General features: G+C 46.5%; 15 protein-coding genes. 12 read left to right on the top strand and 3 right to left on the bottom strand.

Going from position 1 to position 12,449, the window contains the following annotated elements:
* The first annotated feature begins 19 nt into the window (after window positions 1–19).
* The 12 genes from FSB84_RS06125 (at window position 20) to FSB84_RS06070 (ending at window position 10,944) form a co-directional block, all read left to right on the top strand.
* Window positions 20–1,171, top strand: coding sequence for a cytochrome c oxidase subunit II (locus FSB84_RS06125; RefSeq protein ID WP_130542402.1), 1,152 nt, complete (start codon window positions 20–22; stop codon window positions 1,169–1,171).
* A 40-nt stretch (window positions 1,172–1,211) separates the two neighbouring features.
* Complete coding sequence (locus FSB84_RS06120) at window positions 1,212–3,035, top strand: cytochrome c oxidase subunit I (RefSeq protein ID WP_130542403.1); 1,824 nt, start codon at window positions 1,212–1,214, stop codon at window positions 3,033–3,035.
* Between the two features lie 63 nt (window positions 3,036–3,098).
* Window positions 3,099–4,001: a heme o synthase gene (gene cyoE, locus FSB84_RS06115; RefSeq protein ID WP_130542404.1), complete on the top strand. Its 903-nt coding sequence runs from the start codon at window positions 3,099–3,101 to the stop codon at window positions 3,999–4,001.
* Window positions 4,002–4,019: 18 nt separating this feature from the next.
* Window positions 4,020–4,580 (top strand): cytochrome c oxidase subunit 3, encoded by a 561-nt coding sequence (locus FSB84_RS06110; RefSeq protein WP_225979989.1) that lies wholly within the window; start codon window positions 4,020–4,022, stop codon window positions 4,578–4,580.
* Window positions 4,581–4,620: 40 nt separating this feature from the next.
* On the top strand, window positions 4,621–5,298 hold the full coding sequence (locus tag FSB84_RS06105) for a cytochrome c oxidase subunit 3 (protein WP_130542406.1): 678 nt from the start codon (window positions 4,621–4,623) through the stop codon (window positions 5,296–5,298).
* Window positions 5,299–5,334: 36 nt separating this feature from the next.
* Window positions 5,335–5,778, top strand: coding sequence for a cytochrome C oxidase subunit IV family protein (locus tag FSB84_RS06100; protein WP_130542407.1), 444 nt, complete (start codon window positions 5,335–5,337; stop codon window positions 5,776–5,778).
* Window positions 5,779–5,938: 160 nt separating this feature from the next.
* Window positions 5,939–6,751 carry an SCO family protein gene (locus FSB84_RS06095; RefSeq protein ID WP_130542408.1) on the top strand — a complete coding sequence of 271 codons (813 nt, stop codon included), beginning with the start codon at window positions 5,939–5,941 and terminating at the stop codon, window positions 6,749–6,751.
* Between the two features lie 3 nt (window positions 6,752–6,754).
* Window positions 6,755–7,336, top strand: coding sequence for a DUF420 domain-containing protein (locus FSB84_RS06090; protein ID WP_130542409.1), 582 nt, complete (start codon window positions 6,755–6,757; stop codon window positions 7,334–7,336).
* Between the two features lie 11 nt (window positions 7,337–7,347).
* On the top strand, window positions 7,348–7,794 hold the full coding sequence (locus FSB84_RS06085) for a 6TM ABC transporter family protein (protein WP_130542410.1): 447 nt from the start codon (window positions 7,348–7,350) through the stop codon (window positions 7,792–7,794).
* 146 nt (window positions 7,795–7,940) lie between these two features.
* The gene (locus tag FSB84_RS06080; RefSeq protein ID WP_130542411.1) at window positions 7,941–9,386 is read left to right on the top strand and encodes a hypothetical protein; all 1,446 of its coding nucleotides are present in this window, start codon (window positions 7,941–7,943) and stop codon (window positions 9,384–9,386) included.
* Between the two features lie 106 nt (window positions 9,387–9,492).
* Window positions 9,493–9,924 carry a DUF4265 domain-containing protein gene (locus FSB84_RS06075; RefSeq protein ID WP_158643793.1) on the top strand — a complete coding sequence of 144 codons (432 nt, stop codon included), beginning with the start codon at window positions 9,493–9,495 and terminating at the stop codon, window positions 9,922–9,924.
* 168 nt (window positions 9,925–10,092) lie between these two features.
* Window positions 10,093–10,944, top strand: coding sequence for a hypothetical protein (locus FSB84_RS06070; protein ID WP_130542413.1), 852 nt, complete (start codon window positions 10,093–10,095; stop codon window positions 10,942–10,944).
* 8 nt (window positions 10,945–10,952) lie between these two features.
* Here FSB84_RS06070 and FSB84_RS06065 read toward each other — a convergent pair whose 3' ends face one another.
* From FSB84_RS06065 to trmB, 3 genes are read right to left on the bottom strand one after another with little or no spacing between them, the layout of a single operon-like run.
* Window positions 10,953–11,504: an MGMT family protein gene (locus FSB84_RS06065; protein ID WP_130542414.1), complete on the bottom strand. Its 552-nt coding sequence runs from the start codon at window positions 11,502–11,504 to the stop codon at window positions 10,953–10,955.
* The gene (locus FSB84_RS06060) at window positions 11,482–11,631 is read right to left on the bottom strand and encodes a DUF5522 domain-containing protein (RefSeq protein WP_225980087.1); all 150 of its coding nucleotides are present in this window, start codon (window positions 11,629–11,631) and stop codon (window positions 11,482–11,484) included. The genes FSB84_RS06065 and FSB84_RS06060 overlap by 23 nt, the downstream gene beginning before the upstream one ends.
* Window positions 11,632–11,659: 28 nt before the next feature.
* A complete protein-coding gene (trmB, locus tag FSB84_RS06055; protein WP_130542416.1) occupies window positions 11,660–12,379 on the bottom strand; it encodes a tRNA (guanosine(46)-N7)-methyltransferase TrmB in 720 nt (239 codons plus the stop codon).
* Window positions 12,380–12,449 lie beyond the last annotated feature (70 nt).

The following is a 12,449-nucleotide window of genomic DNA, read 5'->3' as shown; positions in this document are numbered from 1 at the left end:
TAAAATTTATTGATAGATCATGACAACTACCGGAATATTTCTTTTAACGATCCTTGCACTGGGCTTCCTGATCACGTTTCAGATTGCCAAGGCTAGCGAGTATGTTTCTGTGCTGAAAGGCGAGAAGAAAGCTTTCGAGCAAAGTAATAAGGTCAATGCATTCCTGATGGTGGTATTCCTGGTACTGGGGCTTCTCGGCGTATGGTGGTGCAACAAACTCCTGTTTGGTAAAACCCTCCTGGCGCACCCCTCAGCGTCTGACCATGGTGAGAACATTGATACCATGCTGTACATTACCATTGCTATTTGTGGTATTGTATTCATCATAACACAGATCCTCCTGTTCTGGTTCGCATACAAATACCAGTACAGTTCAAAAAGAAAAGCATTCTTCTATCCGCATAACAATAAACTGGAGATCCTCTGGACTACCGTTCCTGCCATCACACTCTGTATCCTGGTTGGTTTCGGTCTGTACTACTGGTTCCGTATCACCGGCGACGCTCCCAAAGATTCTCTCGTAGTGGAGATCACCGGCAAACAATTCGGATGGATCTATCGCTACCCAGGTAAGGATAATACTTTTGGAAAAAAGTATTTCCGTATGATCGATGAAGGAAAGAACAACCAGCTTGGTCTGAACTGGATCGATACCACTATCGTGAAAAAAGATCACAATAAGAAAGATGCAGGTACTGTTGAGATCAAGGCAGACCCCGCAACTTTTGATGATATCGTTACCAACGAAGCTATCTACATGGTGAAGGATCAGCCTGTGAAACTGGTGATCAACTCCCGCGACGTGGTACACGACGTAGGTCTCTCTCACTTCCGCCTGAAAATGGATGCTGTGCCTGGAACGCCCACTACACTGTGGTTCACACCCAAGTACACTACCGAAGAAATGAAGAAGATCACCGGCAATCCCAAATTCGAGTATGAGATCTCCTGCGACCAGATGTGCGGAAACGGTCACTACTCCATGAAAGGATTGATCAAAGTGGTAACCAAGGATGAATTCATTCTCTGGAAAGCCAAACAAAAGCCTGCTTATGCAGTTGCTTTCCCTGCTCCGGAAGCAGCTCCGGCTCCTGCCGCTGATACTACCAAAGCAGCAGTGACCACTGTTGCCAAAGAAGTAAAACCAGTGATAGCAGCAGCTAAACCGTAACGAAAAAAGTTTTGAATACCCGATTATAAAAAAGAATATCATGAGCAACGAAGCAGCACTGCACGGCCATTCTGAGGTAGCCCATTCTCATGAAGTGCATCATGGTGATGATCACGGTCATCATCATAAGGAAACGTTCATAACCAAATACGTTTTCAGTCAGGATCATAAAATGATCGCGAAACAATTCCTGATCACAGGGATGGTATGGGCGATACTCGGAGGTCTGATGTCAGTATTGTTCCGTTTGCAGTTGGGTTATCCTGATCAGTCATTCCCCTGGCTGGAGGATATCCTGGGCAGATGGGCGAAAGGTGGAAAGATCACTCCTGAAAATTATTACGCACTGGTAACCATGCACGGAACCGTTCTCGTGTTCTTTGTATTGACCGGTGGTTTGAGCGGAACCTTCGCCAACTTCCTCATTCCTCTGCAAATCGGAGCACGCGATATGGCTTCTCCCATGATGAACATGCTGAGCTACTGGTTCTTCTTCGGCGGTAGCATCGTGATGCTGTCTTCATTATTCGTTCAAACCGGACCATTCTCCGGTGGCTGGACGGCCTATCCGCCATTGAGTGCGCTTGGTGATGCTTCGCCGGGTTCCAAAACGGGTATGGACCTCTGGATCGTTGCCATGGCAATGTTCGTGATCTCTTCACTGCTCGGTGGACTGAACTATGTATCCACTGTATTGAACATGCGTACAAAGGGTATGAGCATGACCAAGATGCCGCTGACCATGTGGGCGCTGTTCTTCACTGCCGTACTCGGTATCCTGTCGTTCCCTGTACTGCTCTCTGGTTTCATCCTGCTGTTGTTCGACCGTCACGGCGGCACCAGCTTCTATCTCTCCGACATTTACATCACGGGTGTAGGCGCCCTCCCCAATGAAGGTGGTAGCGCGATCCTTTACCAGCACTTGTTCTGGTTCCTGGGTCACCCCGAAGTATATATCATCCTGTTGCCAGCCATGGGTATTTCTTCAGAAGTACTTTCTGTGAATTCCCGCAAACCGATCTTCGGTTACATGGCGATGGTAGGTTCCATGTTCGCTATCACGATCCTGGCCTTCCTCGTATGGGCGCACCACATGTTCGTAACAGGTCTGAATCCGTTCCTCGGTTCAGTGTTCGTATTGCTGACGCTCCTGATTGCGGTTCCCTCCGCCATCAAAGTGTTCAACTGGCTGACCACACTCTGGAAAGCGAATATCCGCTTCACGCCTGGTATGCTCTTCGCTATCGGTTTCGTGAGCCTGTTCATCTCCGGTGGTCTTACCGGTATCTTCCTCGGTAACTCTACACTGGATATCCACCTTCACGATACTTATTTCGTAATTGCGCATTTCCACATCGTAATGGGTGTGTCTGCCTTCTTCGGAATGTTCGCAGGTGTATACCACTGGTTCCCCAAAATGTATGGACGCTTCATGAACAATACCATGGCGTACATCCACTTCTGGATCACCCTGATCGGCGCTTACCTGATCTTCTGGCCAATGCACTACGAAGGTCTGGCGGGTATGCCTCGCCGTTATTTCGAGTACGGTATCTGGGAATCATTCAAACAATTCGGAGAACTGAATAAATTCATCTCTACTGTAGCCATCATCGTATTCGCGGTTCAGTTGATGTTCATCTTCAACTTCTTCTACTCTATTTTCAAGGGTAGAAAAGTAACCACCCAGAACCCATGGGGCGCTACAACCCTCGAGTGGACTGCTCCTATCCATCCTGGTCACGGAAACTGGCCTGGTGAGATCCCTGAAGTTCACCGCTGGGCTTATGATTACAGCAAGGATGGAAGAGATTTCATTCCTCAGACCGAGCCTATCAGCCCGGATGAGAGCAAGCATCACTAAGCAACAACTGATTGCCGGATGAGCAATCCTCATCCGGTAACCGGTTTAAAATATTCATAACTGATGACGACGCAGGAAACCGTGAAGCAACACAGCTCTTTTTCAATCGCCGGCAAAGTGCGTGACTACATGGCGCTGATCAAGTTCAGCCTGAGCTTCATGGTAGTGTTTTCATCTGTGATCAGTTATTTGCTGGCTCCTACTGTTGTACAGTTGAACTGGAGCATGGTTATCTTACTCTTCGTAGCTGGTATGCTGGTAACTGGCAGCGCTAATGCAGTGAACCAGGTGGTGGAGAAGGATACCGACGCGATGATGAAGCGTACAGCAAAAAGACCGGTAGCTTCCGGACGTATGACACCTGCTGAAGGATGGGCTTTCGCCATCGTAACGCTGGTGATCGGACTGGGAATACTGGGATGGTTCTTTAACATTTTGTCGGCCGCAGTGGCGCTGGTAAGCTGGTTTATCTACGCCTTCATGTACACTCCTCTCAAAAAGGTCAGCTCTGTTGCTGTTCTGCTGGGAGCGGTGCCTGGCGCGCTTCCCTGCCTGATCGGCTGGGCCGCCGGTGAAGATAAACTCAGTGCAGGCGGATGGGTGCTTTTTGCAATCCAGTTCTTTTGGCAGTTCCCGCACTTCTGGGCTATCGCCTGGCTTGCGCATAAGGATTACAGTCATGCCGGATTCAAACTGTTGCCATCCACTGAAGGACCAGGAAAGTTTTCAGCCATTCAGTCCATTGTGTATTCACTGGTGCTGATCCCTATCGGGGTATTGCCTTACCTGGCAAATATCAGCGGTATCGTGAGCCTCTGGATCATTTTTGCGGCCAATCTCTTTATGCTGTGGCAAAGTATAAGGCTGTACCGTGAGATGGAAGCAAAAGCAGCGAGAAGAGTGATGTTCAGCAGTTATATTTACCTGCCCATAGTATTTCTGGCTATGCTGGCAGACAAACTATAAAGAAAACAGACAATGGAGATGGTGAGTTCGCAGAGACAAAAAGTACATCCTCACAAGTTCACCTTGTGGGTTGCAATAGGCAGCATCATCATGATGTTCGCCGGTTTGACCAGTGCATACATTGTAAAGGGTAGCTTACCCGGATGGTCAACCGTAGAAATGCCGCAGATCTTTTTTTATTCAACCGGTGTAATGCTGCTCAGCAGCTTCACCATGCAATACGCTCTTAAGAGTTTCAAAGAGCGCAAGATGAACCTTTACCGTAAACTGCTTACAGTAACAGCAGTGCTGGGTGTGTTGTTCATCGTAATGCAGGTGATCGGTTTTAAACAACTGACCGATACAGGAGTGTTCCTTCACGGTGGAACCGGAGCCGGACAATTCCTGTACATCATTTTCGGTCTGCATGCCGTGCACGTACTGGGTGGCGCTATCGCCTTGCTCATTATGTTCTTCAAGGCATTCAGCCGGAAATTCAGAAATTACAATGCAGTGCCCGTGGAAGTGATCAGCACCTACTGGCATTTTGTAGACGCACTTTGGTTATATCTGTTCATTTTTTTCCTGATCAAACGCTAACTGAAAATAGTATATCATTCAAAATTTCTAATACAGTAACATGGCACAAACAGCAGTAGCAGGTAAGCAAAGATGGTGGGATGGAGGAAAAAGTCCCTTCAACGTGGAGTATGGGAAGTTAATGATGTGGTACTTCCTGATGAGTGACGCTTTTACCTTCGGTGCATTCCTGATCTCTTACGGTACCGTTCGTTTTGCAAGCAACGGCTGGCCTGACCCCAACGAGGTATTCTCCTCTGTTCCTTTCATGGGTCATGCGCACATGCCGCTGGTATTTGTGAGTATCATGACTTTCATCCTGATCGCTTCTTCCGTTACCATGGTACTGGCTGTAGGTGAAGGACATGCCAACAATAGAAAAGGTGTAATGAAGTATATGATCCTGACCATCATTGGAGGTCTCATGTTCCTGGGCTGCCAGGCATGGGAATGGCATCACCTGCATGAGCAGGGCGCATGGTGGGGAAGGAACCCTTTCAATAACTTTGGAGGAACTCCGGCATCTACCAACTTCACCAACTTCTTCTTTACCATCACCGGATTCCACGGATTCCACGTATTGTCTGGTGTAGTGATCAACATCATCATGCTGATCATGACCTGGAAAGGAGTATTCGACAGAAGAGGTCACTACCTCATGATCGAAAAAGCTGGTCTGTACTGGCACTTCGTAGATCTGGTTTGGGTATTCGTATTCACCTGCTTCTACCTGTTCTAAACAACATTGATCAAACTACAACTGTAAAAGGATATTATGGAAACTTTTGAAAGCGTAAAGCAATCACACGCGGATGGAGACGGACACGGATTTGATAAAGCAGCCATCTGGCGTACATTCTGGATCCTGCTGGTGATCACTGTTGTGGAACTGGTAGTGGGTATGTTCATCGCACCACACTTTCATAGCCTGAAGATCTGGTTCAACATTCTCTATATCATCTTCACACTCGCGAAAGCATTCTATATCATTGCAGAGTTCATGCACCTGGGTCATGAGATCAAGAACCTGGTGATGACCATCGCTATCCCTGCATTGCTCTTCATCTGGTTCATTACCGCCTTCCTCTGGGATGGTGATTCTTACAGGAACCTGCGTAACACATACGATCCTTATTACCACGAACGTACTACCACGCCGGTAAAGGAAACAGCTCCTGCTCACGGGCATGAGGCCGAGAAACCAGGTGCTTTGCACTAAGAACGATCAGAAACTGAATTAAATAAACGGGCGTACCTCCAACAGGTACGCCCGTTGCTTTTGCAGCCCTGCCATTGTGCGGTTTTAGCATAAATTAAGTGGATCAAACGCCACATTGCATCCGTTCCTGTGGTACCTTTGCGCAACTAAATGAAATAAGGTGAGTCAGAAAGCCCTCTTAGCTCTGTGTGTTGCCCTCCTGCTGCCGGTTGCCAGCTACTTTCTGGTGAAAGGCATCAGCCAGGACTCCCTTCGGATGCCGAAGCATTATTATTTCGACGACACAAAAGACACCATCATCAATGGCAAACTGCACCAGGACACCATCTGGCACCAGGTAGGCAATTTCGAGCTTACCAATCAGCTGGGAAAGACTGTTACGATGGACGAGCTCCGCGGTCGTATCGTGATTGCCAATTTCTTCTTCACCCGTTGCCCGTCTATCTGCCCCGGACTTTCACGCAATATGAAAATGATCCAGGATGGGCTCAAATTCAAAGACCTCACCAAACGCATCGATACCACATTCGTTCAGCTGATCTCCTTCAGCGTGGACCCGGAACGTGATTCCGTTCCTGTACTCAGAAAATATGCCGACAGATATGGTGTGAATCACGACATGTGGTGGATGCTTACAGGTCCCAAGAAAGTGATCTATGATTACGCGCTGGAGGAACTTAAACTTGGGCTCCAGGACGGCGGCACTGTAGACTCCGCATTCATACATACCGAGAAATTTGTATTGATAGATAAACAAGGTGTAGTGCGCGGCTACTACAATGGCCTGGATAGCGCTTCATTGTCCAGCCTCGGTGAAGACGTTACCCTGCTGATGCTTGAAAAAGACAAACAGGAGAAGTCGCCTGTTCTGGCAAAACTGCTCGGCCTCTGGCCCGTGTATCTGATAGCGTTGGCACTACTGGCAATATTTATCCGTATTACGCGCAAACCGCGCACTCAAACAAATGCCTGATCTATGTTACCTCCGGTTTTACAGAAGAACGATAAGAAAGCGAGAACACTCATCCTTATTTTTTCCTTCATTGTTTTTGCTGCAGTGGTACTGCTCAGCAGAGTGAAGCTGGAAGCTGACCTGGGCTTCGATCCTCACCTGTTTGCTACAGCCAATGCTGTGATCAACTTCATGGTAACACTTTTACTGATTGCAGGTTTCGTTACCGTCAAGAAAGGCAATTACCAATTACATAAGAAGATCATGATGGCGGCCATGATACTGTCTGTGATCTTCCTGGTTTCCTATATTGCGCACCATCTTTTTGCTGGGGAAACTAAATTCGGGGACCTAGACCGAAACGGAATCATTAGTGATGAAGAGAAAGCTGCAGGCGGCTCTCTTCGTACCATCTATTACATTATTCTTGCTACCCATATCCCGCTGGCTGGTATTATTCTTCCTTTCATCCTTTTCACCGCCTATCGTGCACTGGTAGCCGAATTTCCGGCGCACAAAAAACTGGCCCGCATAACCTGGCCCATCTGGTTGTATGTTGCTATCACAGGTGTGCTGGTGTACCTGATGATCAGCCCATATTACTAAACAGTTTTTCTATGAATATTGCAGGCACTATCCGCAAACTTAAATTCCAGCATACGGTATTCCTGGTGCTGTTGGTTTTGGCGATTGCAGGGGCACTGGTATATACCGCTTCAGCTACCATTGCCGGGAACGAAAATCTGGAAAGGACCGGCTCTGTAGTAGCAGTGATCCTGTCTGTTGCCTGCCTTTTAGTCGGATTCAATCTTTTCAAAAGAAAGATGATGGAAGCCCGTAATCTGGAATTACCGGAGATGCGCATACGAAAATACTTCACTGCCTGCATGATCTGGTGGAGCCTGATCTATTTCCCTGCTCTTGTTGCCCTGGCGCTGTTTGTAATTACTGCCTATTATTCATTTGTAGCACTTGCTATATTACATTGTTTGATCCTGCTGGTTTTCACGCCGCGAAAAAATAATATTGCCGTACTGCTCCGGCTGACTGAAAAAGAGATTTAACCTTATACATATTTCTATTGAGGTAACAAGGGGAAAAAACCCGTAAAATGGCGTTTTTTTTCCCCTTGGCATGATTGGTATTAGCTGTAAGTTTGATCAGGCATTATTAAATGTACTATTTTAGAATGCCACTTCAAGCCTTTAATATGCGACTTCAATACCTTTTCCTGTTTCTAATCATGCTGCTGAACGGGCTCAATGCAAAAGCCCAGGATGAAACCTCTGCGGTTGGCAAGATCACCAGTTTTCCTACTCGTTTTCTCGATAAACTAAATAAGAAATCGGCCGAGCTTGAAGACAAGCTGGTTGCCAGTTCGGAAAAAGCTTTGGAAAGGTTGGCCAAACAGGAAAAGAAGCTGAAGAAGAAATTGGCGCGTAATGATTCTGCAGCGGCTGAACAACTCTTCGGCAATGTAGAGGAACGGTATAAGCAACTGCAATCCAAATTGCAACAGCCCGTTAAGCTGAATGGCAGAGCAGGCCAGTACCTCCCGCATCTGGATACTCTCAAAACATCTTTGAATTTCCTTTCTCAGAATAATGAACTGCTTGCAAACAGTTCTGAAATGACCGGCAAAGTAAAAGAAGCGCTGAATTCAGTAAAAGGACTTGAAGGCAAATTTGATCAGGCGGCAGATGTAAAGAAATATCTAAGAGACAGAAAGCAAATGCTCAAAGAACAATTAAATCGTTTCGGCCTCACCAAAGAGTTGAAGAAATATAATCAACAGGCATATTACTACGCGGAACAGGTCAATTCTTACAAAGCGATGTTGGAAGATCCTTCCAAACTGGAGCAGAAAGCGCTGGAACTGGTAAAAAAGATTCCGGCATTCCAGGATTTTTTCAAGAAGCACTCCGAGCTGGCCAGTCTCTTCAGATTACCTGATAATTATGGGTCCACGGCCAGCCTGGCTGGTTTGCAAACCCGGAGTAGTGTGCAGAACCTTATACAGGAGAGGATCGCTTCTGCAGGACCCAATGCTACTGCCATGCTGCAACAGAATGTTCAGGCTGCACAGGCGCAGTTATCTGGTCTGAAAGATAAACTCAATGAACTCGGAGGAATGGGCAACAGTGAAGGAGATCTTCCGGATTTCAAACCCAACAACCAGAAAACGAAAAGTTTTTTACAAAGGCTCGAATATGGCACCAATCTACAGAGCCAGCGCTCTAATAATTACTTTCCAACCACTACAGATATTGGATTATCTGTAGGATATAAATTGAACGATAAAAGTGTGATCGGAGTAGGCGCCAGTTACAAAGTGGGTTGGGGACAGAATATCCGTAATATCAGCGTCAGCAGCCAGGGAGTAGGTTTCCGCTCCTTCGCGGATTATAAGATCAAAGGAAGTTTCTTCGCTTCCGGCGGTTTTGAATACAACTATCAGCAGCCTTTCAGTTCTGTGTCGATTGTCAGGGATCTCGATAGTTGGCAGCAGAGCGGGCTGGCAGGCATCAGTAAAGTAGTTTCATTGAAAAGCAAAATGTTCAAGAAAACCAAGATACAATTGCTTTGGGATTTCCTGAGTTATTCCCAAAGACCGCAAACCCAACCACTCAAATTCAGAGTAGGATACAATTTCTGACAAGCCAGGTTTCCGCAATCCAACCATTGAATACATCGAGCATAACAGCGTCAAGTCTATTGATGCCTGAATGACCCTGTATTTATTTACATCTAAACATATCCTTATGAGCGATTGCTACATTGTGTTCACCTTCCGGGATCAATATGGCGATTTTCAAATTGAAAGGTTGCGTGCATCGCAGGCCGGAAGCTGTTATCAGGTTGAGAGTATACCCCAGTTCACACCTTCGGTTTCCAGAGGGGACATTGTGTCTGCCGTTATGGAGGAAGATGAGCTGCATTTCGAAATGGTGATGGACGCTTCCGGAAATAGCACCATCCAGGTTTATTTCTTTGATGAAACGCAAATGGAATCTGTATTTGAATATATCACAGCCAGGGGCTGCAACTGGGAAGCACACCCTGAAAAGAAACTGTTGGCTGTAAATGTCCCGATAGCGTGCAGTACTCCCCGTTACAACTCTATTTTGAAAAAGGGGAGGAAGAAGGTAAATGGACTTTCAAAGAATCCTGTTTGTCGCATTATTGAAAATTGATAATTGTCTTGCTTATTCTTGTCTAGTTATATGAGTTCTCACGGTTAGGGCTCTGTGCAGTAGCGCAAAAAATGGTTAGTGAATGGTTAAGGTTGTAAAACTGTGGAAATAACACCGTAAATTGCGGCGGTTTTTACCCTGCGCGCAACCCCACAAATCTTAGGCCCAATGCAAGACAAAACGTTTTTTGAAGACACAGACAGGAACAGAGTAGCCAATTCAATCAAAAGGTTTTCCGTTCTTTTTCTCTTACTTTTCATTTACAGCCTTGCCACGATTGGGCAATCCCGCTTCAGCATCAAAGGTATGTACCTTCAGTGGGGCTATAACACCGAATGGTATACGAAAAGTGATATTCACTTCAAAGGTGCAGTGAATGGTATTCCTCACGACTTTACCGTTTACAATGCCAAAGGTGTAGATCAGAACGATCTGGATGCGATCTGGAAGAAACCCATTCAGGTCAGCGTTCCGCAATACAATTACCGGATCGGTTTTTACCTGAACAGGGAAAAGACCAAAGCCATCGAGTTCAATTTCGATCACACGAAATATATTGTGAGCGATGATCAGCGCCTGCATATCAAAGGAACAATCGGAGATCAGTACTTCGATCAGGACACGCTCGTTACCAAAGATGGGCTCTTCCATCTCGAGCATACCAATGGCGCCAATTTCTATCATATCAATTATGTACAATTCTGGCCGCTGAACAGGACCAACAGAAAAGCAGGTTACTTTGTACCCATGTTGAAACTGGGTGCAGGCTTCATGATTCCCAAAACAGACGTAACGCTGTTTGGTAAAAGGCTGGATAATAAGTTCCATCTCGCAGGCTATATGGCCAGCGTGGAAGGTGGTATCAAATATTATATCACCCGGAATTTCTTCTTTGAGGGAACTGCCAAAACAGGTTATGCGAAGTATACCAATGCGCTTACAGTAGATGGAGGCAAAGCGAAACACGCATTCGGATATGCGGAACTGATAGCAACTATCGGTTACGACATCAACTGGTAGTCTTCAATTTAGAGATCCATCGGATCCCAGAACAGTTTGCTGAATTCGACCACTTTATCGTTTTTCACTTTTATCCCTTCTTTCTCCAGCAACTCCTGCATTTGGGTAGGAGTGGCAAAGTGATGTTTGCCACTAAGCATGCCATTACGGTTCACTACGCGGTGTGCAGGTACTTTGGGCCTTGCACTGCCCGCGAGATTCATAGCCCAGCCAACCAACCTCGATGATGATTTGGCGCCCAGGCTGGCCGCAATGGCCCCGTAGGAAGTAACACGCCCTTTCGGGATCTGCCTTGCCACATCGAAAACCTGTTCAAAAAAAGTTTGGTCCTTGTAGCCTGATGGTGTAACCGTGTTAAGCTTTTCTGCAAAGGGAGACTGAACAGAAGCCTTTTTTAATGAAGATGATACGGAGCTTCCGCTGCCTCGCTTCCTGGCGGTATTTCCGGAAGTGGTTTTCTTTTTAACTGCTACCGGAGTTGTTTTTTTCTTTGCCGGAGCCGAAGAGGCTGGTTTCTTTACAGCTTTAGATGCTGATTTAGTTGTCGTTCGTTTGGCCATGATCGTTACGTTTTTGGAGCAACTCTGTACGGCGGGGTTCGGGTACATTCATGTAATCGTACGGGCAATGTTTGCAGCCATTTCCACAGCATCGGCCCCTGTCCAGGTGGAATTTGGCAGTGAGCACTACATAACCCTGTTCGTTGTAATAAAAATCAATTCCTTCTATCAGATTCTTCTTCACGGAGCATTTCTTTTAGCGCTGCATCCTTATCGGTCAGCGGTGTATCAGGCAATCTGAAGCTCAGGTAATGGATACGGCTGCTGCCGGCAATGTCCAGGCTTTCATAATGCGTTTTGATCTTCAACTCATCTGTAATGGCTGTTTCGCCAGCGGAATACACATCGTCCCTGTCATCTATCACTTCCAGATCGTGCAGATCGATCACCCATTTGGTGAAGCGATATAAAGCAGGCGAATCTGTTTTAAGATGTATGATGCCATTGGGCGAGAGGATCTGCTGATAAAGTCTGAGGAATCTCGGATGGGTCAGTCGCTTTTTTGCACGGGAAGTGCGCAACTGCGGATCGGGGAATGTGATCCAGATCTCGCTCACTTCACCTTGCTGGAAATGCATCGCAATTCGATCGATATGTGTGCGGAGAAAACCTACGTTCACGAGTTTCTCATTCAGCGCTTTTTTAGCGCCTACCCAAATGCGGTTTCCTTTCAGGTCAATTCCCAGGAAATTGCGTTCAGGGTAAAGCCTGCCGAGTCCAACTGCGTATTCTCCTTTGCCGCAGGCCAGCTCCAGAGTGATAGGATGATCATTGTGAAAGAATTCATGCCATTTCCCCGGCATTCCTTCGGGGTTTTGTAATACATTCGGAAAAGTGAGCAATTCAGCGAAACGAACTAATTTTTTCTGTCCCATTATCCTGCAAATGTAGAACAAACAATCGTTTTACCGACATTCAAAACAAGGCTGTATGGCTATCGCTCAC

Source organism: Pseudobacter ginsenosidimutans (assembly GCF_007970185.1).
GTDB classification, from domain to species: domain Bacteria; phylum Bacteroidota; class Bacteroidia; order Chitinophagales; family Chitinophagaceae; genus Pseudobacter; species Pseudobacter ginsenosidimutans.
The sequence above is the reverse complement of the archived record's forward strand: the minus strand, read 5'-3'. Positions and strand labels throughout refer to the sequence as shown.

What these genes read in the sequence shown, in the direction of transcription:
- FSB84_RS06125 (WP_130542402.1), top strand. Translation starts at nt 20, where the DNA reads ATGACAACTACCGGAATATTTCTTTTAACGATCCTTGCACTGGGCTTC.
- FSB84_RS06120 (WP_130542403.1), top strand. Translation starts at nt 1,212, where the DNA reads ATGAGCAACGAAGCAGCACTGCACGGCCATTCTGAGGTAGCCCATTCT.
- cyoE (WP_130542404.1), top strand. Translation starts at nt 3,099, where the DNA reads ATGACGACGCAGGAAACCGTGAAGCAACACAGCTCTTTTTCAATCGCC.
- FSB84_RS06110 (WP_225979989.1), top strand. Translation starts at nt 4,020, where the DNA reads ATGGTGAGTTCGCAGAGACAAAAAGTACATCCTCACAAGTTCACCTTG.
- FSB84_RS06105 (WP_130542406.1), top strand. Translation starts at nt 4,621, where the DNA reads ATGGCACAAACAGCAGTAGCAGGTAAGCAAAGATGGTGGGATGGAGGA.
- FSB84_RS06100 (WP_130542407.1), top strand. Translation starts at nt 5,335, where the DNA reads ATGGAAACTTTTGAAAGCGTAAAGCAATCACACGCGGATGGAGACGGA.
- FSB84_RS06090 (WP_130542409.1), top strand. Translation starts at nt 6,755, where the DNA reads ATGTTACCTCCGGTTTTACAGAAGAACGATAAGAAAGCGAGAACACTC.
- FSB84_RS06085 (WP_130542410.1), top strand. Translation starts at nt 7,348, where the DNA reads ATGAATATTGCAGGCACTATCCGCAAACTTAAATTCCAGCATACGGTA.
- FSB84_RS06080 (WP_130542411.1), top strand. Translation starts at nt 7,941, where the DNA reads ATGCGACTTCAATACCTTTTCCTGTTTCTAATCATGCTGCTGAACGGG.
- FSB84_RS06075 (WP_158643793.1), top strand. Translation starts at nt 9,493, where the DNA reads ATGAGCGATTGCTACATTGTGTTCACCTTCCGGGATCAATATGGCGAT.
- FSB84_RS06070 (WP_130542413.1), top strand. Translation starts at nt 10,093, where the DNA reads ATGCAAGACAAAACGTTTTTTGAAGACACAGACAGGAACAGAGTAGCC.
- FSB84_RS06065 (WP_130542414.1), bottom strand. Translation starts at nt 11,504, where the DNA reads ATGGCCAAACGAACGACAACTAAATCAGCATCTAAAGCTGTAAAGAAA.
- trmB (WP_130542416.1), bottom strand. Translation starts at nt 12,379, where the DNA reads ATGGGACAGAAAAAATTAGTTCGTTTCGCTGAATTGCTCACTTTTCCG.